Origin of the sequence: Collinsella phocaeensis, assembly GCF_900119895.1 — a bacterium.
GTDB classification, from domain to species: Bacteria; Actinomycetota; Coriobacteriia; order Coriobacteriales; family Coriobacteriaceae; genus Collinsella; species Collinsella phocaeensis.
In genome coordinates, this window is the sequence record NZ_FQLR01000004.1 from 1,471,534 (window position 1) to 1,493,605 (window position 22,072).

Annotated in this window: 19 protein-coding genes; 4 read left to right on the top strand and 15 right to left on the bottom strand. The window is 64.7% G+C overall.

The window, feature by feature from the left end; translation table 11 throughout:
- Window positions 1-160: 160 nt before the first annotated feature.
- The 12 genes from BQ7355_RS08395 to BQ7355_RS08450 all read right to left on the bottom strand — a co-directional run bounded on the left by BQ7355_RS08395 (window position 161) and on the right by BQ7355_RS08450 (window position 10,527).
- Window positions 161-1,024 (bottom strand): MetQ/NlpA family ABC transporter substrate-binding protein, encoded by an 864-nt coding sequence (locus BQ7355_RS08395; protein ID WP_072415767.1) that lies wholly within the window; start codon window positions 1,022-1,024, stop codon window positions 161-163.
- Window positions 1,025-1,328: 304 nt separating this feature from the next.
- Window positions 1,329-1,994 (bottom strand): methionine ABC transporter permease, encoded by a 666-nt coding sequence (locus BQ7355_RS08400; RefSeq protein ID WP_072415768.1) that lies wholly within the window; start codon window positions 1,992-1,994, stop codon window positions 1,329-1,331.
- Window positions 1,987-2,877 (bottom strand): methionine ABC transporter ATP-binding protein, encoded by an 891-nt coding sequence (locus BQ7355_RS08405; protein WP_072415769.1) that lies wholly within the window; start codon window positions 2,875-2,877, stop codon window positions 1,987-1,989. Before BQ7355_RS08405 ends, BQ7355_RS08400 begins: the two co-directional genes overlap by 8 nt.
- Before the next feature lie 507 nt (window positions 2,878-3,384).
- Entirely contained in the window at window positions 3,385-3,948 is a 564-nt protein-coding gene (locus BQ7355_RS08410) for an Asp23/Gls24 family envelope stress response protein (protein ID WP_072415770.1), read from the bottom strand.
- A gap of 48 nt (window positions 3,949-3,996) precedes the next feature.
- Window positions 3,997-4,374, bottom strand: a complete 378-nt coding sequence (locus BQ7355_RS08415) for a DUF2273 domain-containing protein (protein WP_072415771.1) — start codon at window positions 4,372-4,374, stop codon at window positions 3,997-3,999.
- The gene (locus BQ7355_RS08420; protein WP_072415772.1) at window positions 4,371-4,913 is read right to left on the bottom strand and encodes an Asp23/Gls24 family envelope stress response protein; all 543 of its coding nucleotides are present in this window, start codon (window positions 4,911-4,913) and stop codon (window positions 4,371-4,373) included. The genes BQ7355_RS08415 and BQ7355_RS08420 overlap by 4 nt, the downstream gene beginning before the upstream one ends.
- A gap of 318 nt (window positions 4,914-5,231) precedes the next feature.
- The gene (locus BQ7355_RS08425) at window positions 5,232-6,038 is read right to left on the bottom strand and encodes a YebC/PmpR family DNA-binding transcriptional regulator (RefSeq protein WP_072415773.1); all 807 of its coding nucleotides are present in this window, start codon (window positions 6,036-6,038) and stop codon (window positions 5,232-5,234) included.
- A gap of 723 nt (window positions 6,039-6,761) precedes the next feature.
- On the bottom strand, window positions 6,762-7,595 hold the full coding sequence (gene lgt, locus BQ7355_RS08430; RefSeq protein ID WP_072415774.1) for a prolipoprotein diacylglyceryl transferase: 834 nt from the start codon (window positions 7,593-7,595) through the stop codon (window positions 6,762-6,764).
- Between the two features lie 76 nt (window positions 7,596-7,671).
- A complete protein-coding gene (locus BQ7355_RS08435; protein ID WP_072415775.1) occupies window positions 7,672-7,959 on the bottom strand; it encodes a NifU family protein in 288 nt (95 codons plus the stop codon).
- 205 nt (window positions 7,960-8,164) lie between these two features.
- Window positions 8,165-8,635, bottom strand: coding sequence for a 23S rRNA (pseudouridine(1915)-N(3))-methyltransferase RlmH (rlmH, locus tag BQ7355_RS08440; RefSeq protein WP_072415776.1), 471 nt, complete (start codon window positions 8,633-8,635; stop codon window positions 8,165-8,167).
- A gap of 69 nt (window positions 8,636-8,704) precedes the next feature.
- Window positions 8,705-9,673 carry a VanZ family protein gene (locus BQ7355_RS08445; protein ID WP_240307362.1) on the bottom strand — a complete coding sequence of 323 codons (969 nt, stop codon included), beginning with the start codon at window positions 9,671-9,673 and terminating at the stop codon, window positions 8,705-8,707.
- 383 nt (window positions 9,674-10,056) lie between these two features.
- Window positions 10,057-10,527: a YbaK/EbsC family protein gene (locus BQ7355_RS08450; protein WP_072415778.1), complete on the bottom strand. Its 471-nt coding sequence runs from the start codon at window positions 10,525-10,527 to the stop codon at window positions 10,057-10,059.
- A gap of 548 nt (window positions 10,528-11,075) precedes the next feature.
- Between BQ7355_RS08450 and BQ7355_RS08455 the strand changes: the two genes are divergently transcribed.
- Entirely contained in the window at window positions 11,076-11,597 is a 522-nt protein-coding gene (locus BQ7355_RS08455) for an HD domain-containing protein (protein WP_072415779.1), read from the top strand.
- The gene (locus BQ7355_RS08460) at window positions 11,594-12,580 is read left to right on the top strand and encodes a putative ABC transporter permease (protein WP_072415978.1); all 987 of its coding nucleotides are present in this window, start codon (window positions 11,594-11,596) and stop codon (window positions 12,578-12,580) included. Before BQ7355_RS08455 ends, BQ7355_RS08460 begins: the two co-directional genes overlap by 4 nt.
- Before the next feature lie 428 nt (window positions 12,581-13,008).
- On the opposite strand, the gene BQ7355_RS08465 is transcribed toward BQ7355_RS08460, so the two are convergent.
- Together BQ7355_RS08465 and BQ7355_RS08470 are read right to left on the bottom strand one after the other, a co-directional pair.
- Window positions 13,009-13,653 (bottom strand): hypothetical protein, encoded by a 645-nt coding sequence (locus BQ7355_RS08465; RefSeq protein ID WP_072415780.1) that lies wholly within the window; start codon window positions 13,651-13,653, stop codon window positions 13,009-13,011.
- 83 nt (window positions 13,654-13,736) lie between these two features.
- The gene (locus BQ7355_RS08470) at window positions 13,737-14,870 is read right to left on the bottom strand and encodes an AAA family ATPase (protein WP_072415781.1); all 1,134 of its coding nucleotides are present in this window, start codon (window positions 14,868-14,870) and stop codon (window positions 13,737-13,739) included.
- A gap of 745 nt (window positions 14,871-15,615) precedes the next feature.
- Here BQ7355_RS08470 and BQ7355_RS08475 point away from each other — a divergent pair.
- Window positions 15,616-15,789: a YccF domain-containing protein gene (locus tag BQ7355_RS08475; RefSeq protein ID WP_083581673.1), complete on the top strand. Its 174-nt coding sequence runs from the start codon at window positions 15,616-15,618 to the stop codon at window positions 15,787-15,789.
- Window positions 15,790-16,010: 221 nt separating this feature from the next.
- The gene (locus BQ7355_RS08480) at window positions 16,011-17,129 is read left to right on the top strand and encodes a DUF389 domain-containing protein (protein ID WP_083581715.1); all 1,119 of its coding nucleotides are present in this window, start codon (window positions 16,011-16,013) and stop codon (window positions 17,127-17,129) included.
- Window positions 17,130-17,529: 400 nt separating this feature from the next.
- On the opposite strand, the gene BQ7355_RS08485 is transcribed toward BQ7355_RS08480, so the two are convergent.
- Window positions 17,530-22,071 carry a 2-hydroxyacyl-CoA dehydratase gene (locus BQ7355_RS08485; RefSeq protein ID WP_240307363.1) on the bottom strand — a complete coding sequence of 1,514 codons (4,542 nt, stop codon included), beginning with the start codon at window positions 22,069-22,071 and terminating at the stop codon, window positions 17,530-17,532.
- Window position 22,072: the final 1 nt, after the last annotated feature.

The following is a 22,072-nucleotide window of genomic DNA, read 5'->3' on the forward strand; positions in this document are numbered from 1 at the left end:
CCGATGCCTGTGATGGTAGCGCCGCGGGCGGACATTGCAATCCATCACGACGCAGTGACCGGGCGTGCGGCGCTCCGTCCCGCCCGCGCCAAACGAACGGCGGCCCGGCCGCACGAAGCGACCGGGCCGCGAGACGCTGAATCAGCCGATGCGGCGCAGATTAGAATGCGGGCAGGACGTCCTGGCCGTAGGTCCTCTCGAGATAGTCTTTGAAGTCGTCCGAGGTGAGCACGTCGACGAGCGCCTCGACCGTCTCGTTGTCCTCGTTCTCGGCGGTGACGCAGATGATGTTGGCGTACTGCTCGACGGCGGTGGAGCCGGCCTCCTCGTGCGCAAGAGCGTCCTTGACGTGGTAGCCGGCCTCGATGGCGTAGTTGCCGTTGATCACGGCGTAATCGACGGACTCGAGGGCGCGCGGAACCGCAGCGGCCTCGAGTTCCTGGAACTGGATGCCGTGCGGGTTGTCGGCGATGTCGTTGGGGGTCGCCTCGAGGTTCTTGGGATCGGAGAGGGTGATCAGGCCGAGGTCCTGCAGGAGCAGCAGGGCACGGCCCTCGTTGGTGGGATCGTTGGGGATGGCTATGGAGGCGCCGTCCACGATGGAGTCGAGGTCGGAGGACTTGCCGGCGTACACGGCCATCGGCTCGTAGTGGATGGCGCCGACGGACACCAGGTCGGTGCCGTTCTCCTTGTTGTAGTTCTCCAGGTAGTTGATGTGCTGGAAGTAGTTGGCGTCGACCGCGCCGGAGCTGGTGTCCTTGTTGGGCAGGATGTAGTCGGTGTACTCCTTCACCACGAGGTCGATACCCTGGTCGGCAAGCTTGGCGGCGGCGAAGTCGTTCAGGATCTCGGCGTGCGGGGTGGGGCTCGCGGCGACGGTCAGCTTGGTCGAGGCAGAAGCAGAGCCCGCTGCGCCGTCGGACGCGCCGCAGGCGGCGAGGCCGCCGAGGGCGACGACGGAAAGGCCGGCAGCGAAGGCCTTGAGAGCGGAGCGACGGGAGACAGGAGCGTTGAGGACAGCCATGAGGGATTCCTTTCTGAGATGGTGCGGGTCACTGCGCGGTACCGATTAACCTATCAGGAGCATAGGTTTGCAATCGGCCCGCGCCGATAACGTAACCCACCTGTAACGAACATGAATACGCAAGCAAGCACAGGACGGCGCCGCGGGCAGCAGCCATGCCCGGGCGACGCGGTAGGAAACGGAACGGGTAAGGGGCGAGAACGGGGCGCTCAGGTGCCGCAGGTTGCCCCGAACGAGGAGGGCGCGCGCCTTGCGTGCGGCGCCCGACGAGTAAAGGGCAAGATGCGGTGCCTGAGCGTTCCGCCTAGCGGTGGTCGACGCGGCGGGCGATATAGTTGCACACGCTCTGGATCAGCTGCACGAGAACGACAAGCAGCACAACGGTCACGATCATGACCTCGTTCTCATACCGATAATAACCATAGCGGATGGCGATATCGCCCAAGCCGCCCGCGCCCACGGCGCCGGCGATGGCGGTATAGCCCAGCACGGCGATCAGGGTAACGGCGATGCCGCGCACGATGCTCGGCAGCGCCTCGGGCAGAAGCGCGGACCACACGATCCGCGGCACCGAGGCGCCACAGGCCTCGGCGGCCTCGACGGCGTCGCGGCTGACCTCGGCGAGCGACTGCTCGACCATGCGGGCAACGAAGGGCGCCGTCGCCACGACGAGCGGCGGGATGACGCCGCGCACGCCCGTCGAGGTGCCCACGATCGCCTGGGTCGCGGGCATGAGCGCGATCAGCAGGATGATGAACGGCAGGGAGCGGCCGATGTTGACGATCCAACCAAGAACCGCGTTGAGCGCGGGCATGGGACGCAGGCCGTCGGGAGCCGTCAGGTGCAGCACCACGCCGAGCACGATGCCGATCACGTAGGCGATCGCCGTGGAAGCGAACAGCATGACGAGCGTGTCGAGCGTTCCCTGCGCGAGAAGACCGGAGAACTCGGCCAAGAAATCGTTAAGCATCCCAATCAACCCTTCCGAGCAGCACGCGTGTCGCCTCGGCGGATGGCGCGTCGAAGACGCGCTCCACCGGCCCCTGTTCCACCACGCGGCCGTGCTCGAGCACGGCGACGTTCTTGCAGATCTTCTGCACGACGTCCATGGAATGGGTGATCACCACGAGGGTGACCCCGGTCTCGCGGTTGATGTCGCGGAGCAGCTTGAGGATCGTGTTGGTGCTCTTGGGGTCGAGTGCCGACGTGGCCTCGTCGCACAGGATGACCTCGGGCTCGCACGCGAGCGCGCGGGCGATCGCCACGCGCTGCTTCTGCCCGCCCGACAGCTGGCTGGGATAGCTGGAAGCCTTCTCCGCCAGGCCGACGCGCGCAAGCAGGCCGAGCGCGCGCTCGCGGTTCTCCGCCGTGACCTTGCCGTTGGCGGCCACGAACGGGAAGCAGACGTTCTCGAGCACGGTCTTCTGAGCGAGCAGGCCGAAGTTCTGGAAGATCATGGCGACGCGACGGCGATAGGCGCGCAGGTCGGCACCGGAAAGCTCGGTGACGTCCTGGCCGTCGACCACGATCCTGCCGGAGGTCGGGCGCTCCAGCAGGTTGATGGTGCGCACGAGGGTGGACTTGCCCGCGCCGCTCATGCCGATGATGCCGAAGATGTCCCCGTCGGCAATCTCCAGATTGATGTCGGACAGGGCGCTGACAGTCCCGTCCGGAAGAACGGACGCGATCGTCGAGGCAGCCTCGTCGGTCGCCTGGACCACGCTCGCGGCGACCGCTGCAGGGTTTCCACTCACGGCTGCCGCATATGAGAAGTCGGCGCCTTTTCCGCGAGAACGGCGCCCACGCGTCGCAGGCACCGCGAAGGATTTAGAAATATGCTGAATGCTGATCAAAAGTGTATCTCCGCTCGAAGACGGCCAAATCGGAAGAAGGCGGGCTGACTCCCGCCGGAGACAGCCTATCAGGGCGCCCGGTCTCCGTCTAGCCGCGCGGGCGGCGCAGCAAAACAGAGTGCCCGGGCGAGGGCATCTCCATGACCATCATCGTGATATGTGCGGCAAACGTATCCATGTGGCTTACCTTAACAGGCCCAGGCCGCATGGACAACCACGAAATCCATCGGAAACCCCTTCGACCCCGCGCCTCAATTGCCGGACGGCCCCTTAATTGAGATGGGGACGCGAAGCGCCCATGATGTAGAGAGCGTCTCGTCGACCCCGCGCGTTCGGTTGCCGGATACGCCGCCGGGCGCGCGACGCGCCTCAATTAGGGGCGAGCGCTTTTTAAAACAGCCATCAGGCGAGCCGGTCCATCCGTTTGCCCGCGGTGCGATCCGCGCCCCTCCCGCAACACGGCTATACCGGACGCCCGGCCCCGATCGAAAGGGAGGTCTCGCAGGCCTACTCCTCGTCGTCCTCCGCGGACTCGGCGGGCTTGATGGTGTCCAGGAAGCGTTTGCGGCTCGCCTCGTACTCCTCGCGCGTCACGACGTCCTCGATGCGAAGGTTGATGCCGGCGACCTCGAGCCCGGTCATGGCCACGAGGCGCTCGGTGACCCGCTCCTTGACGTCCTCGAAGATGGCGGGCGCATAGCTGCCGTACTCGATGATGACCGAGATGTTCACGACGACCCGGTTGTCGTCGGTGACCTCGACCGAAACGCCCTTGGTGAGGTTCTCGGCGCCGAACTGCTCCTGGACGAAATGCATGAGGTTGCCCTTCATGCCCAGGACGTGGGGCACCTCGCGCGTAGCGAGCGCGACGATCTTCTCGATCACGCCGTTGGAATAGGTGAGGGAGTCCTCGGACTCATCCAGCTCGTCGTCCTCCGTCGAGCCCTCGCCGCCGGCATCGAGCACAGCGACCTCCGTGGCTGGGACCTCAGACTCCTTCCCGCTCTCGAGGCTGACGGCCGGGGCCGCCTCATCCGCGCGCTCGAGTTCATCCATCTTCTCGTCTGCCATGACAATCACGCTCCTCGCTGATCGATATACACCGTGCCGGCAACGCCGTCAGTTGCCGCCGAACAGGCGGCGGAAGAAGTTGACGATTCCGTTATCCCCATCGCGGACCTGGCCCACGATCGCCCCGATCGCGACGAACACGGTGATAACGATCGTGCTCCACAGGCCCAACCAAAGAATGAGGACGGCGACGACAAGACCCGTGAAGGCCCCCGCCGCCGTATGCGGATGAGATGTAACGTAGCGCCATGCTTCGCTTCCGATACCCGAGATGAAGCCCGCGGCCTCGTGGAGCCCGTCGTGCGCCGACGCGCCGTCGGCGTGGTCGCGGGAAGCGCCCCCCTCCGGAGCGGCCTGCGCGCTCTCGTCGTGAGACTCGACGGATAGCTTGGGGAGCTTTCGCTCACTGCTGTTAGATCCACTCACTGGTTGACCTCCTTGGAGAGGGTAACGGTCTTGCTCGGAAGAAAGCGAACGCGCACAGCTGTCGCCTCGATGCCCAACATGCGGTCGCAGGCGCGCTCCACGGCGCGTTGGACCTCCTCGGCGCGGGACTTCAAGTCCGAGTCCCCGAGATAGATCGCATCGATGGTGAAGCGAACCTCGTCGCGCGCCTTGCCGCACACGCGGGCATCGACGCGGTCGATGAGGACGTCCGGGTCCTCGGACGCAGCGGTGCGCGCGCACGACTCGATCGCCGCGAGGCGAACCTCGATATCCCCGTTGGCACCAAGACGAATGCTCGCAGGCTCCACGCCACGGGCGAGCGCCCGGATAAACATGATGAGCGCCGCGACGGCGACGAAGCACGCCATGGAGGCCGCAGCGATCCGCGCGGGCTGGTAGGCGACGATCTCCGTCGCCCCCGGAATCCGGCTCGGCCACAGGAAGGCGGCGAGCAGCACCGCGCAAAAGACGGCGGCAACGGCGTTCACGCCAGCGACGAGCTTTCGAACCACCCGCATACCATCTCCTTCGCACCCCGGGACGCACTGCGCGCGAATCCACTCGCACTGCACGATTATATAGAACCGTGACGGCTCTGCCGGGGGTATCCGCGGAACCGTCGGCCTAACGAAATGGGATCGGCCCTCTGCTTGAACCCACGATACCCGCTTCGCGTCGCCGTAGGCCCCACAGCCAGATTCCACGCGGGAACCCCACGGGCGGCATGGCGGGCACGGAGGCCGACAACGCAAAAGGCCGGCCCGCGCTGCCACGCGAACCGGCCATCATTCATATGCGCATGCGTCCTTCCGGACGCGCACGGACCCGATCGGGCCCTACTCCTCCTCGAGCGCGGCGATGACCTCGTCGGTCATGTCCATGGTGCTGTAGACGTCCTGGACGTCGTCGAGCTCCTCGAGGCGGTCGATGAGGCGCTGGACCTTCTTGGCGTCGGCGCCGGAGACGGCCGTCGGGGTGATGGGAACCATGGTGAGCTCGGCGCCCTTGACCTCGATGCCCTGAGCCTCGATACCCTTGGAGACGGCCATGAGCTCGTTGGCGGCGGTCCACACGACCCAGTCCTCGCCGGCGTCCTCGTAATCGTCGCCGCCGGCCTCGGCGATAGCCATCATGAACTCTTCCTCGTCACCAGCGGCGCCGTTGGCCATCATGGTTTCCTTCTTGGCGTTCGGGTCGAGGATCTCCTTGGAGACGACGACCTGGCCCTTGCGCTCGAACTGGAAGGCGACGGAACCGGAGGTGCCGAGGTTACCGCCCGCATGGGAGAACGCGGAGCGAACGTCGGCGGCGGTGCGGTTGCGGTTGTCGGTCAAGCACTCGACGTACACGGCGACGCCCGCAGGACCGTAGCCCTCGTAGACGATGTTCTCGTACACGGCGGCATCGGCACCGGCACCGAAGGCCTTGTCGATAGCGGACTTGATCTTATCCTTGGGCATCGACTGCGCCTTCGCCTTGGCGACGGCGGCGGCGAGGGAGGCGTTGTTGTCCGGGTTGGGATCGTTGCCTAGACGGGCGGCAACGGTGATGTTGCGGCTCAGCTTGGAAAACAGAGCGGAACGCTTAGCGTCCTGCGCGCCCTTGCGATGCTTGGTAGTTGCCCATTTAGAGTGTCCGGACATGCGAGACTCCTTATCGATAACCCAGCCCGTCCGCATACCGCGGTTCGGGCCCTTGTTCACACACGTGGATGCATGATACTCCCAAGTCGGCGAGCTGAAAAGAACCGTGCATCCCTGCGCACGCAATACGCATGCAGCACCCGCGCGGCCCGGAAACGGACGAATCGGATGCGCCCGGCCGACGCGATGCGCTGCGTCGAGACCCTGCGACAAGAGACCGCGGGGTAGAGGGAGGCCACCGCGCCCCCTCCGGACCTACAGCCATAAGGGAGGGGTCAGAGGAAACCTCTCACCCCCGAAGTGAGTGGATTTTGGCAAGGCTGCTGAACAACAGGTCCAAAAGCGCCCCTGACACACAGTGAAACACCAGATAAGCGCTTTATCATGACGGAGTGTCATCGTTGAACCTGAGAAAATCCACTCACTTCGGGGGTGAGAGCTGCCCGACCCCCTCGCGAGCCGTAACGCGCCAAGGCATTGCCTACGCCCGGGAAGCGAGCAATAGCGAGGACCCCCGCATGTCCCGGGCTGTCTAGGCCCGCCATCAGGTGGACGGCATCCCGTGCCTGACATCCTGGCACAAGGCTCACGCCTAAAGGAAGGGAGGCACTTCCCTCTCGCTTGCAATCGTTAGCGCCACCCCGCCATCGACGCGCCCTTAGGATACGTCCCTTTTGGCGCGGGCCCGCCCCTTTTGGCACGACAGGCGCCGCGAACACGATCCTACTGCCTGACGGGTCCGCCGTCCAAATAGACGCGCTGAGGCCGATTCGCCCGACGCGCCCAAACGATCAGACCGGCACCGATGGCGAGCAGCGGCAGCGACAAGACCTGACCCATCGTGACTACGCCGCCGAACAGATAGCCGAGCTGCGCATCGGGCACGCGAACGAACTCCACGAGGATGCGGGCGATGCCGTAGCCCAGGATGAACACGCCCAGAAACGTACCCTGGGGCGGGACCGGCTTGCGGCGAGACAGAAGCTGCAGCACGACAAGCAGCACGACGCCCTCGAGAAGCGCCTCGTAGAGCTGGGAAGGATGGCGCGCGACGCCACCGCCCGTCTCGAACACGACGCCCCAGGGCAGGTCCGTCGGCTTGCCCCACAGCTCGCCGTTGACGAAGTTCGCGCAGCGCCCCAAGAACAGCGCGATGGGCGCCCCGGTCACCGCGAGGTCCGCGACGGTGAGGATGGACATCCGATACAGGCGGCACACGATCAAGCCGCCGAGCACGGCACCCACCAGCCCGCCGTGAAAGCTCATGCCGCCCTGGTTCACGGCGAAGATCTCCAGCGGATGCGCCCAGTAGTATCCGTCCCCGTAGAAGACGACGTAGAACAGGCGCCCCCCGATGATGAGACCGAACACGACGCCGACCACGACCGTGACCAAGTCGTCGACCGTGAGGTCCATCCCCCAACGGCGCTGGGTCCGGTACATGATGACCGCCGTCAGAATCGCCCCGAAGATGTACGCGAGGCCGTACCAGTAGATAGTGATGGGCCCCGCCGAGATCGCGACGGGGTCCAAGGCGTGGTAAAGGTCGTTCAGCACGAGCTGCCCTCCCTAGGGTTGCAACGACACGGGGCCGCGAGCATGCGCGCGCGGCCCCGCGATCCGGCAGGAAGGATTAGAACGGAGCATACTCGTCGTACAGGTCCGCGGCGGCAGACGAGCCGCCCATGTCGTTGACGGCGACGACACGGGTGACGCCCGGGACGTGCTCCTTGAGGATGCGCTCGACGCCCATGGAGAGGGTGAGCTGACTCATCGGGCAGCCGGCGCAGTGACCGAGCAGCTCAAGCGACACGACGCCCTCGTCGTCGACGCCGACGTAGGCGAGGTCGCCGCCGTCCGCCTGCAGGTTGGGGCGGATCTCCTCGAGCACGGCCTTGAGAAGCTCTTCGTTAACAGCCACGTGGGCTCCTTTCATCGCATAGCAACCCGGCGCGGCGCGCTTGGGCCGGCCGGAGCGAACCGACAGGCGGCCCGCAGGTGGTCATTCATGATACTACACTGCAGCTGGTACCCGAAACGAAGGAGGATCAGTCGGGAAGACGAACATACGCCCGGTCGGACAGCACGCCCCGAGCTTCCGGCTCGGAACCAGCCTCAGCCGCCCCTTATTTGTGGTACGGCTCCCCGCGCATGATCTTGAAGGCACGGTAAGCCTGCTCGAGCAGCACGACGCGGGCGAGGTTGTGCGGCAGCGTTATGCGCCCGAACGAAAGGCGCTCGTCGGCGCGAGCGTAAACCTCGTCCGACACGCCGCACGAACCGCCGATGACGAACGTGATGGAACTCGAGCCGCGCACCATGAGGTCGTCCAGGCGCGCCGCGATCTCCTCGCTCGACCGCTCCTTACCGGCGACGTCGAGCAGGATGACGTGGCTGCGATCGGGGATCGCGGCGAGGATCGCCTTGCCTTCGAGCGCGCGAGCGCCGTCCTCCCCGCCCGACTTGGCCGGATCGCGGTCGGGCACCTCGAGCACCTTCACCGTCGCGTACCCGCCCAGGCGCTTGACGTACTCCGCGCAGGCGTCGGACCAGAACCGCTCCTTGAGCTTGCCGACGGCGACGACGGTGATCTTCATGTGCGTGACCTTTCGAACTCGGTGACCCATCCGCCGATGATAGCGCACCGACGCCGCAGCGGCGACGCATCAGATGAAATCGTACGGCATGCGGCGAAAGAGCAGGAAAAACAGGGCGAGCGCAGGAAATGCGACCGGGGCGAAGGCAAAGGCGGCCCACAAGCTGGCCACGCGCACCGCGAGGAACACGACCCGGCGGGCGGGCGGGCGCTCGCGCGTCTCGCACGTCATGCGCACGAACGCCCCGCCCGGCGTGCGGCCGCCCCGCGCGAACGGCACCGCGAACTCGACCAGAAAGAACATGGCAGCCGGCAGCACGCCCAGGCAGGGCCCTTCGGCAAGGCAGCGCCTTTCCCCGTCGGGCAGAGCCAGCATCGCAAGCGACCAGATGAGCAGCGTCGCCGCCCAAACCAGCAACATGTCGAGCGAGAACGCCACGCCGCGTCGCACGAAGCCCGGTGCGGTCGTGACGCCGCCCTCGTCGCGCTCGACGGGCGGCAAGACGCGTGCGAGGGCCTGCGCCGCCCACCATCCGATGACCGCGCCGCCGGCGTTCCACATAAGGTCGTTCACGTCGAAGGTGCGGTACGCGTGCGGGTAGAGCCAGAACAGACCGGTGAGCTGAGCGGTCTCGACCAGCAGCGAGATGGCAAGGCCGAGCGCGGCCGTCGAACGCAGCCGCATCCCGAACGCGCGGGCGCAGATGAAGCCGAGCGGCATGAAGAAGATGATGTTCATGACGATCTGGAGCACGGCGGTGACGCCGTCCTTGCGAATATCCGCTATAAATGCCAACGGGTCGAGCTGGGGCGCGATGCCGTAGGTGATCCCGAGCCCGGCATCGCCTGCAGGCAGAGGATAGAGGGTGAAACAGCCCAGACCGAGAAAGTACAGGACGATGAGGTAGGCCCCCACCGCGGACCAGAAGCGCAAGCGGCCGTCGCGGTGGTAGAGGTGCGCGAGGATGGGAAGCGTGAGCATGAACGAAGCAGCCGGCCAAAGCCCAAGCGCCACGATGAACTTGTCCGTGAAGCTCAAGAGAAACCCCATGTGCGCCCCCGATCGTCACTCCGCGTCCGCGCACTCGCGCCGTCGACGGCGGCGGGCCCATGCCGCGCCGTGAGGCCATCTTCCCAAACGTCCGGAGACGCTGCCATCGATATGCCTTACAGGGCCCTAACGGAATCGTAAGGTACGCTCCGCCCTTCCCCGCCGCGCCTCAATTTGGGGACAGGCACCGAATTGAGAGTTCGCTGTCGTCGCCGAGCGGATGTCGTCCCCGCGCGGCAGGCCGCAGATTTACAGATCGACTACGTCCCAGATCGGCAGCCACGTTCCCGCGGTCGCCTCAGAAAAGGGACAGGCACCGAATTGAGGGGCCGCAGATCCCGGCGCCACGAGCCTCGCGAGCAGAAGCCGCCTTAGCCCACGAGCTTGCACACGTCGACCCACTTCACGAAGGAGATCGCCCCCTCGAGCTCCCGCGGCGTGAGGCGAACGGCGCTGTTGGAACTGCCGCATGCCGGATATACGTGCTCGAACCTGCGGATCGACTCATCGAGGTACACGGAGACGCCGCCTGGCACGGAGAAGGGGCACACGCCGCCGGGAGCATGCCCCACCAGCTCTTCCACCCGATCGCCCGGGACCATCTTCGCCTTCGTATGGAATTCGGCCTTGAACTTAGGGTTATCGACCTTCGTATCGCCCGCGGCGCACACCAGCACCGCGCCGTCGCCCACCATGAACGAAAGGGTCTTCACGATCTCGCCCTCGGACGCACCCACGGCGTGAGCGGCCTGCGCGACGGTCGCCGAGGATTCATCGAACTCCATGATCCGGTCGCCGAGGCCCCTGCTCTCGAGATATTCCTTTGCAAGCTCAAACGACATACCGGCGCGCCCCTCTCAAACGATCCTGCTGAACGGACACCATTATTGCCCCTTCCGGCGCGCTTGCCGGCCGGCGGCCCCGATTGGAAAGAACGGTTAACACAATCCGGTTTCCGCAAGCCGTCCGCACCCATCCGCGACGACCGAAGCGCCCGAACGCACCGGAGCTACACGCAGTGGCGCGGCTCCTTCCTCGCACCCTCTTCGCAAACCGCTATCGCGATCGTCCCACCGGCGACCCCCGGGCCCCTCAATTCGGTGCCTGTCCCCATTTTGAGGGCTGCGGCCCCCTCGATTACCAATCGGGGACGTAGTCGTTCTGCAAATGCAGACGTCGCCGCGCGGCGCACCCGGGCGGGCGAGCCGCCGCAGCTCTCAGAAAGGTGCCTGTCCCCTTTCTGAGGGGCGTCGTAGCCGTTTCGCACAAAGTTGTTAAGATACGCGAATGATTTCGAGAAATCGCCCGACGTCCCTCACAATGAAGCCTGCGCTGACTTCGCGGGGAGCACCCCCGCATCGAGGACTGCGCACGCGAGAAGGGAGGCGCCATGAGGACCAGGCGAGACGGCATCCCGTCGCAGGAGCCCGCCATCGATGAAGTCGCGCGCATCGCGCGCGAGCTGGAGTCGCACGGCAGATTCGGGCTTACGCGCGGCTTCATCCAGCACGGCGACGTGAGCGTGTACGAGCACGTCGTCTCGGTCGCGCGCGCGAGCGCCGCGGCGGGCGCGTTCCTCGAGCGCATGGGCGTTCGCGTCGACCGCCCCTCCCTTATCCGCGGGGCCCTGCTACACGACTACTTCCTTTACGACTGGCACGACCCCGACCCCAGCCATCGCCCGCACGGCTTCACGCACCCCGCGACCGCGCTCACCCGCGCACTGGAGGATTTCGAACTCACCGAACGCGAGCGCAACATCATCGCGCGCCACATGTTCCCCCTGGTGCCCATCCCCCCTACCTGCCGCGAGGCGTGGATCGTGTGCATGGCCGACAAAGCGTGCGCCCTGCATGAGACGATCGCCGCCCGCCTGCCCGGACGTCGTGGCGGAAGGACCGCATGCGCATGATAGTTCTACAGGACATCGCATCGGAGCTGGCGGCGACGGGCGCGCCGATTTCAGCTCTGTTCATTTCGTTTCTGACCTTCTCGTTCATAGGCTGGCTCTACGAATCCACCGTCTGCGCGCTCGCCAACTACGGGCACTTCGCGAACAGCGGCTTCCTCCTCGGCCCGTGCTGTCCCATCTACGGCGTCGGTGCGCTCGCATGCTGGCTGCTGCTGCGCAACATACCCAGCGTTGCGGTACAGTTCCTCGCTGCTGCCCTGTTGTGCAGCGCGATCGAGTACACCGTGGGAGCCCTGCTCGAGCGGATCACGGGCGCGCGCTTCTGGGACTACTCGAAGCTCCCATTCAACATAGACGGCCGGGTCTGCCTGTACGGAGCGATGCTCTTCGGAGCGGGCGCGGTGGCGATCTGCCGCTTCGCGGAGCCGGCTCTGCTCAGCGTGCTCTCCCGCGTGCCGAGAGAAGCCCTGGCGTGTGCCGCGGTCGCATGCGCAGGCCTGCTCGCGCTCGATACCGCATGCACCCTGGTGAGCTGGCGTCAGCTCTCGCAGCATCTCGAGCTGCTCCGCATCGAGATAGCCGATAGGATCAACGAATCGCTCAAGGACGCCTCCGAATCGCTGCTCGATAAGGTGCCTGAATCCGCGCTGGAATCCGCAGTCGAGCTGAAGGCACGCAGCAAGGAGGTCAACTCCTGGCTCTCCGAGATGTCCGACGGCGCACTGCAGGCTATGCGGAGCAGGGTCGAGATACCGTCGTTCGTCTCCGAGGGAGAGCGAAACCTGCGCTTGGTCACACGGCGCGCGCGAACTATGACCCAGCACGCCGAGAAGGCCGCGCCCGAACGGCTCAAGACGCTGATGTCCCGCCGCGAACTGCGCTTCTTCAACGCCTTCCCCGAGATCAAGCTGAAGTCCTACGAGGGCGTCATCCGCGCCACCGGCCTGAAGGAGCGGGCGCGCGAGCTGTTCTACAGGAAGTAGGACGGGTCTCGGTTCCGATCAGCGGAGCCGTCTGCGCTCATGCCCATGCATGGGCAACCAAGCACAGATAAGGCCGGAATCTCACGGTATGAAGCAAAGGACCCTCTACGGGGCTTCGTGGGTTAGGCGCAGTCTTGAGTCAGCCCGGCTTACCACATTCATAGGAGATTCCGACCTAGCTGCACCTTACCGGACCGACCCGCGTTTCATTCGCGCATTCGGCAAACGGCGCGAACGCAACGCCCAGACGACCCGAGCGCCTCGATCCGCAGGCCCGCTCCCCGGCCTGACCCGTAGGCCGGGGAGCATCGGCAGCATCGAACCCGTCAAGACGGCTGCGACCGTCGGCCCGTGCGCGCACAGCCCTCAAGAGTCGAAACGTCTCCCCATAAGCGAAACTGGGCCGTGCGCACGCACGCGGCGACGACCTAGTTTTTGGCCGGGGCGTCCGCGATCTTCAGCACGAACATATCGGCGGGATCGGTATGCCACTCGACGTACCTTGGGAACATGCCCTTGAAATGCTCCTTGATCGCGGTGAAGCCGCTGTCCTTCTTGCTGGAAGACGAGGCGATCTCGAAGGTATCCATCTTCCAGTAGTCGTCGTTCCTCCATCCGCCCTTCGTGAACTTCTCGGATGTGATGAGGTACTTCGCCGTGGAGAACCCGACCTCTTCAAGCTCGGATTTGAGCGTCGCGTCGCCGCGCAGGCGTTCCTGCATCTTCTTCACATCGGAAGTGCCCATGTACCGGGTCGTCCACTCCACATCGAGATAGAGCTGCGCTCCCTTGCCGGCCGTGTGGCGGCCGAACGGCGACGAGGCGTTCCACTGCTCGTAGCTTTTCCCATCAAGCTTGCTCTGATGCTCCAACGCGTCGTTCCACTTGGATGCCGTATCCGATGCCTTGAACGTCGTGTACCATTTGCCCGTCGTGTTGCAGTAGTAGATCCGGGGCGCCGCATCGCGCTGCTGCTGCTCGAGCGCCTCCTGCTTGCGGATCCCCTCCTGAACCGCCGTCCAGTGGGCGAGGTCCTCGTCGCTGATGTAGAACTCCCAGTGCTCGTACGGCACGTCTTCCTCGGGGAACCAGGCGGGCTGCCTCTCGACCTTGCTCGGCGCGCCGGCGAGATCGACCTCAATCCCCTCGTAGTACGTTAGGGAACGGGGCTAGATTCTTCGATGCCGAAGCGCGCCAAAAGCTGAGCGCGATTCTTTCTTAAATATTCGCGAACAAAGGGAATGGCGAACGCAACGTAGCCGTACGCAGTCGGCTCGATGATCTGCCGTTCGATAAGTTGCGAACGGGCCGAGGAGAGCGACGTACTCGCTACGCCCAGGCGTCTGGCGATGTCCGACGTTGAAGAAACGCGCCGGTCTTCCGCCATCGCGAGCAGATACCTTAGAGCCATCTTCCCAATACCGGCAATGGCGGTTTCTAAAACAGCGCGGTCATATTCCGCCATTGCGTTTGAGATTCCAGTTTCAACATCTTCAGGCGAAACTACGGAGCCTTCATTGCGACGTGCCGCAGTTCGCCACACGTTATAGCCAACAAGCTGGACAAGATAGGCATATCCCGCTGTCGCCTCGGCCGCCCGCATAAGCTCAGTTTCCCTTATTTCCAAACCATTTTGCCTGATCGTTTCGCCCAAGGACGCAGCCACCTCATCGATGGGGATCTCTTTGAGCTCTTCCAAATAGGCGCGACGCAAGAAGGTTGGCCCACCCTCCGCCAGCAAGCTGTTCACACCCGAGGTGATGCCCGCAAAGGCAAAGGCGATGTTCTTTTTCTCGCGAATAAGGTGCTGCACAGCGACGGCAATGCGATTAACATCCTCTTTGCTGGCGTTTTGCACCTCATCGATGGTAACAAGCAATCCTTTGCCCTTCTTGGTGAGAGGAGTGACAACGCTGTCGAGCGCATCGCGAATGTCCAGCGTCTGTCCATCGCTGGACTTCTTGACGGAAGCGTGAATCAACTTAAGATCGACCTCAAAAGAAGCATCGATTCTGTCTTCTTTAGTCAAGCGCCTGCAAAGATCCTCAACCCAAGCTTGATGGACCGTCTCATCGACGACCTTCCAGGAGTGCTTGCGGGCAATTTCGCCCAGCTCATTAAGAAGAACGGTTTTGCCCGAACCGCGAGGCCCCGTGATACGCATGAGACGAGCGGGCGACCCAACACCGGCTAGTAGGGATTCTTCGAAATCATACAGAACGTCATCACGGCCGATAAGCGATGGGGGCTCAACTCCCGCAGATGGGGTGAACGGATTGACTTTTCTCATAATGATCTCCCTAGATTCCCAGTGACCATTTCACGTGGAGTTAGTCATCTACTTATTCCACTTATTCTAGTTATTCTACTTATTTGAATTATTCTACTTATTCAGTCACATCGGGTACGCGAGAACCTTTGATGACCGTAGGCCCGCCCTCGAACACAACCCCCGTCGTAGTTGCGTTCTGGTCGGACATGCGGAACAAGTGCACGGTGTTTTCATCCTGTTTTCATCCGGCGGAGCGTGGAAGCGCCCTTTCATCCTGGCGGTCCAATAAGGAGAAAGGCCACCGTCCAAAGACGATGGCCCTTTCCATCCCCCGCCTCACTTAGAGCCCACAGGGCCTCATCACTGACATAAAGATACTTCGAACAGAAGGCATTTCAAGTTTCAGCGACCGAGGACTGAAGTATCACGGCAATCAACCCATGCGTCTCCTTTCGCGAATCCTCGGCGCTTCTGCGCCCTCGTAGGAGGCTTTGCATATTTCGAGAGGGCGCCGGCGCGGCCGCCGCCCGCCAGAAAGAACCGTCGGGCCTTCGCGGGGGCGGCTCCAAGACGCTGCCCAGACAGCTCGCACCGCGACGACGTAGCGCCCGAAATCCAGCACGCAAAGCCGATCGGAACGTCAGCGGCGGCACCCCAGGCGTGCACCCCCCGATTTAAGACGCGCTTAAGCCGCAGCTCGGCACCCGTCCGTATAATGAGCACGACGGCAGGCCCGTAAAGCGTTTCCGCAGATTGGACACTCATGATCATCCTCGGCAACATCATCTGGATGCTATTCGGCGGCATTTTCACCGCACTTTACTGGCTTCTCGCCGGATGCTTGTTCTGCATCACCATCATCGGCATCCCCTTCGGGCTGCAGGCCTTCAAGATAGCGAAGCTCTCATTGCTTCCCTTCGGGACCCGCGTGGTGTAACGGCCGCACGCATCGGACGCCGCATCGCGGCGCCCCCATCCGACCTTGCCGCCGCGATGCGGCATAGAGCGCGTCGGGAAAACATCCATGCTGCACGCGCCATCGCGCCGTGCCTTCCGCAGGGCAGCGGTACAATGCGGCAGTCGAGTAAACCCGCCGCCGAGCCGCCCCGCGCTCGCCGGCGCCCCAGGCAGGTGAGCACAGTGATGGACCGCGACGCCATGCGGCAGAAGTACATCGAGCGACATCGCAGGCGGCACGGTCAGCGCCCCGCCGCAGACGTCGCGCTTCGCGAAACCCAGCGCTTCCTCAGGCGCGTCTTCAATATCCGCGAGGGCCGCGCACCCTACCACGTCATACGCAAGCGCTTCGTCAACGGCGCGCGACTCACCGGCACGCATCTTTGCATCCTTATCGTCGCCATGGTCATCGCGTGCATCGGCCTCGACACCGACTCGCAGATCGCCATCGTCGGAGCGATGCTCATCTGCCCCATCATGGGCTCGGTGCTCGCCATAGCTTACGGAACCGCCACGCTCGACCGGCCGCTGGCGCGCGACGCCGTCGCGGGCCTTCTGCTCCAGATGGTGTTCTGCCTCATCACCTCGACGATCTACTTCAAGCTCTCCCCGGTTGCCGGCATGACGGCGGCCATCGCTGACAACTCGACCCCGACGGTATGGAACCTGCTCCTCGCGCTCGTTGGCGGTTTTGCCGGCGGCCTCGGCATGTCGCGCGACCAGGAGCCCGCCACGCTCATCTCGGGTGTCGCGGTCGCCACCGCGCTGATGCCTCCGCTCTGCGCCGCGGGCTACGGAATCGCCGCCGCGGACCTGACGCTGTTCCTCTCGGCGCTCTACGAATTCGGCATCAACGTCGTGTTCATCGCGCTGTCCGCCGAGGTCGTGCTGCTGCTCCTCCGCGTGCCCCTCAAGCGTGACCTCAATGACGACGGGATCGTCACCGAGGCAGAGGACGCCCAGGCGCAGGCGCGCTCGCGCACGCTCCGCAGCAGGATCGTTCTCGCCACCGTCGTCTTCGCCCTGCCCTGCATTATGCTTACATCCAACCTGGTCAAGGCCGCCGACGATGCGACGCCCGACTCCTTTGGCGCAGCCTCGACCGCCGAGGAGCTGGCAGTCGTCTGCCCCGGCTTCAAGGAGTACACCGTCGGCATGCGCACGAGGGCGGATGCGGAAGGCGCCGGGACGACACACGAGGAATTGGTTGCCCGCGTGGTGACGGACGCGGAGCTCTCAGCCGACGAACAGAATACGGTGCGCAAGCTCATCGAACTCGACGTCGAAGGTCTCGACCGCGTCGAGTTCTCGGTGGAATGACCCATCAACCTGCACCCTCGCTCCCGTTCGCAGCCGCGGTGCATGCAGACGAGAAGCGGTGCGCCGAGCGGTCAAATGAGCCACATCACCGACGACCAAGGGGTCCCAACCGAGCCCGAGCGGCGCAAAGCAGACGATCGCCCCCGCTTGGTCGACGCATCTATAGCGTTTTTCGTATTCATATCGGAATGACCCGAGTAGCCGCACGGCCCGCTGCAAGAAAGACGCAGGTCACGAAATTGCCATGTGGTCGGTATACAAAAGGGTTCCCGGCAACAGTACGAAAAACGCTATCGATGCGCATGCGGAACCTGCCTGCCCCCATGTTGAAGACGACCGCGCGAGGGCGCCCAACCGAAATCGAGACGCCCTCGCACAACCTTCGCTTCGCCGAGGGCGACTACCGGCCCTCGCCCGCGGGATGATGCGGCTTCATGCGGCTCGTCACCGAGTCGCGGCGCTCCATCGCGATGGGCTCCATAACGAAGCCCTTGCCCGCGCGCAGATTCTCCTTCGCCACCGAGATCATGAGCTTGATGCGATTGAGCTGATTGACCTCGGACGCACCGGGGTCGTAGTCGACCGCGACGATGTTGCTCTCGGGGTGCTGACGGCGCAGCTCCTTGATCACGGCCTTGCCCACCACGTGGTTGGGCAGGCACGCGAACGGCTGCGTGCAGATGATGTTCGGAGCGCCATGGTCGATGAGGTCGAGCATCTCGGCCGTGAGCAGCCAGCCCTCGCCCATGTTGTTGCACAGCGACAGCACCCGGCTGGCCTTCTCGGCCATCGTGGAGATGGACTCGGGGCGCTCGAAGCGCTCGCTGCGCTCGAGCATCTCGTCCACGGGTTTACGCATCCAGTCCACCAGGCCGATCGCAGCGTCCATGCTCGTGCGCGCACCCAAGGAACTCCCGAGCTCATCCTTCTGCACCTGGGCGTTGCTCATGGAGTACAGGAAGAAGTCGAGCAGGCCGGGCACCACAGCCTCGCAGCCCTCGTTCTCGATGACCTCGACCACGTGGTTGTTCGCCGTAGGATGGAACTTCACCAGAATCTCGCCGACTACGCCGACGCGCGGCTTGGAGCCCTCGCCGACAAGCGGCATGGTGTCGAACGCCGTGATAGCCTCACGGGACAGCTTGGTGAAGCTCTTGCGCGTGAACTTGGGGGCGAGCCGGCGCGCCCGCTCCATATAGTCCTCGAACAGCTCGTTTGCAGCCCCCGGCTCGGCCTCGTACGGACGGCAGCGATAGAGCATCTGCATCATGAGGTCACCGAACAGCACGCTGTAGACGGCAGCCTTGAGCAGCGGCAGCGTGAGCTTGAAACCAGGGTTGCTCTCGTCCAGCTTCACCGCGGAAAGGCTGATCACCGGGATGTCGGGGTGCCCGGAATCGCGTAGCGCCTTGCGGATGAGCGCGATGTAATTGGTCGCACGGCAGCCGCCGCCGGTCTGCGAGATGACCACGGCGGTCTTCGACAGGTCATAGCGACCGCTCTCGATAGCCTCCATGATCTGCCCCGTGACCAGGATGGACGGATAGCAGATGTCGTTGTTCACATAGCGCAGGCCCGCCTCGATGGCGCCGCGGTCGGTCGAGGGCAGCAGCTCCAGGTTGTAGCCGCTGGCGCGGAAGACCTCCTTGATGAGGTCAAAATGGATCGGCGCCATCTGCGGGCAGAGGATCGTGTAGCCCGCATCCTTCATCTCCTGGGTGAAGGGCACCTTTTCCCATGCGGCGCTCTGGGAGGAACGTTGAGCCTCGAGCTTGTACTTGTGCGTAGCGAACACCGGAGCGTCGGTCGACGGTGCGACGGGAGCGCCGGCGCCCTGCACGTACGCGGCGCCCGTGCGCTCCGCCTCGGCGCGGCGCTCGGCCTCCTGGTCCTTCAGCGCCGCCATGAGCGAGCGCACGCGGATGCGCGCGGCACCCAGGTTGGACACCTCGTCGATCTTGAGCACCGTGTAGATCTTTCCGGAGGCCTCCAGGATCTCCTGCACCTGGTCGGTGGTGAGGGCGTCCAGGCCGCAGCCGAACGAGTTCATCTGCACCAGGTCGAGGTCGTTGCGCATGGTGACGAAGCGCGCCGCCGCATACAGACGGCTGTGGAACATCCACTGGTCCACGACGCGAATGGGGCGCTCGGGCTTCACCAGGTGCGCCACCGAGTCCTCGGTGAGCACCGCGAAGCCGAAGCTGGCGATGAGCTCGGGCAGCGCATGGTTGATCTCGGGGTCGTTATGGTAGGGTCGCCCGGCGAGCACGATGCCGTGACCGCCGTTCTCCTCGATCCAGTGCACGGCTTCCTCGCCCATGGTCTGGATGCGCTCGTGGAAGCGCGCATCCTCCTCGTAGGCGGCGTTCACCGCGGCATCGATCTCGGTGCGGGTGATCTTGGGTCCGCGCACGCGACCGCGACCGGCCTCGGCGTCCGCGACGCGCTCGACCGCGATCAGCTCGTACAGGCGGCGCTTGAGTTCGACCTTGTCGTGATACGGCACGAACGGATACATGAACTCGACGTGTTTCTCGCCGATCTCGTCGATGTTGAGACCCAACGCTGTGGGATAGCTCATCACGATGGGGCAGTTGTAGCAGTTGCCCGCCGTGGGATCCTCCTTGCGCTCCCAGCGAACGCAGGGCATCCAGATGAAGTCCGGGTCCTTCTCGATCAGGTTCATGATGTGCCCGTGGGAGAGCTTGGCGGGGTAGCACACGCTCTCGGACGGCATGGACTCGATGCCCGCCTCGTAGGTCTTCTTGCTCGAATCGTCGGAGAGCACGACCGAAAAGCCGAGTTCCGTGAAGAAGCGATGCCAGAACGGGTAGTTCTCGTACATGTTGAGCGCGCGGGGGATGCCCACCGTCCCGCGCGGCGCCTCGTCGGCGGGCAGCACCTCGCGATCGAACAGCAGCCTGTTCTTCGCGGCGAAAAGGTTGGGGGCCTCGGTCTTGGCTTTTCGGTGCCCCGCGCCCTTCTCGCAGCGGTTGCCGGTGATGAAGCGCCGGCCGCCGCCGAAATCGTTGATGGTGAGCTGGCAGTTGTTGGAGCACCTGCCACAGCGCGCATGCTTCTGCGTCACGGTGAGGCAAGCGATCTCCGCCGCGGAAAGCACCGTCGAGACGCCGTCGGCGCCGGCGCGGTCGCGCGCCAGCAGGGCCGCGCCGTAGGCGCCCATGCAGCCCGCGATGTCGGGACGCACCGCGTGCACGCCCGTGAGCTGCTCGAACGCGCGCAGCGTGGCATCGGACATGAAGGTGCCGCCCTGGACGATGACCTGCGTGCCGATCTCCTTGGGATCGCGCAGCTTGATGACCTTGAACAGCGCGTTCTTGATGACGGAGTACGACAGGCCCGCCGCGATGTCGCCCACGGTCGCGCCCTCCTTCTGGGCCTGCTTCACGCGGGAGTTCATGAACACCGTGCAGCGGCTGCCCAGGTCGACCGGCGCCTTGGCGCGAATCGCCGCGGCGGCAAAGGCGCGAACGTCCATGTCCATGGACACCGCGAAGCTCTCGATGAAGCTGCCGCATCCGCTCGAGCACGCCTCGTTGAGCATGATGTGCTCGATGACGCCGTCGCGCACGCGCAGGCACTTCATGTCCTGACCGCCGATATCGAGGATGAACTCCACGCCCGGCAGGAAAGCGCGGGCGCCGCGCAGGTGCGCGACCGTCTCGATCTCGCCGGAGTCGGCCTTCAGGGCCTCGATGAGCAGAGCCTCGCCGTAGCCGGTCGTGGTCACGTGGCCGATCGCGCAGCCGGACGGGATGTGCTCGTAGAAGTCCGCCATGATGGTCTTGGCGGTTCCCAGGATGTCGCCGTTGTTGCTGCCGTACCAGGTGTGCAGGAGCTGGCCGTCCTCGCCCACCATGGCCGCCTTCATCGTGGTCGACCCGGCGTCCAGGCCGATGAAGACGCGGTCGCCGGCATAGCTCGACAGGTCGCCGCGCGGCACGACCTCCGCATCGTGGCGCTCCTTGAAGGCCGCATAGTCCTCCTCACTCGCGAACAGCGGCTCGAGTCGTGCGACCTCGGACCCCTGCGTGTCGCCGAGCGCGTCGATGGCCGCGATGAGCTCGGGGAAGCAGGACAGCTTGTCCGATTCGTGCGCCATCGCGGCGCCCGACGCCACGAACAGGTGCGCGTTGTCCGGCACGATGCGGTGCTCCTCGTCCAGGTCGAGCGTGAGGTAGAAGCGACGGCGCAACTCGGAGAGGTACTGGAGCGGGCCGCCCAGGAAGGCGACGTGGCCGCGGATGGGGCGGCCGCAGGCGAGGCCGGAGATGGTCTGCGTCACCACGGCCTGGAAGATCGAGGCGGCCACGTCCTCCGGACGCGCGCCCTCGTTGAGCAGCGGCTGCACGTCCGTCTTGGCGAACACGCCGCAGCGGCTCGCGATCGGGTAGATCGTGGTCGCACTCGCGGCGAGCTCGTTGAGCCCGCTCGCATCGGTGTGGAGCAGCGTCGCCATCTGATCGATGAACGCACCGGTGCCGCCCGCGCACGTGCCGTTCATGCGCTGCTCGATACCCGAATCGAAATAGATGATCTTGGCGTCCTCGCCGCCGAGCTCGATCGCGACGTCCGTCTGCGGGATCAAGGTCTCGACCGCGCGCTTGGAGGCGATGACCTCCTGGACGAACTCGAGGCCGAGCCACTGCGAAAGCAGAAGGCCGCCCGAACCGGTGATGGCGCACGTCATCTTCGCCTCGGGCATGAGCTTCGCGGCGCCTTCGAACAGATCGCGCGCGCATGCGCGCACGTCGGTGTGATGCCGCTGGTACTTGGCGTACACAATATCGTTCGCATCGTTGAGCACGGCGAGCTTGACGGTGGTCGACCCCACGTCGATGCCGAGGTGGAGCGCGCCGCATGCGCGCTCGGGATTCCAGATGGCGCCGTCGGCCAGGATGCTGTTCTTGTCTTCTGCCATG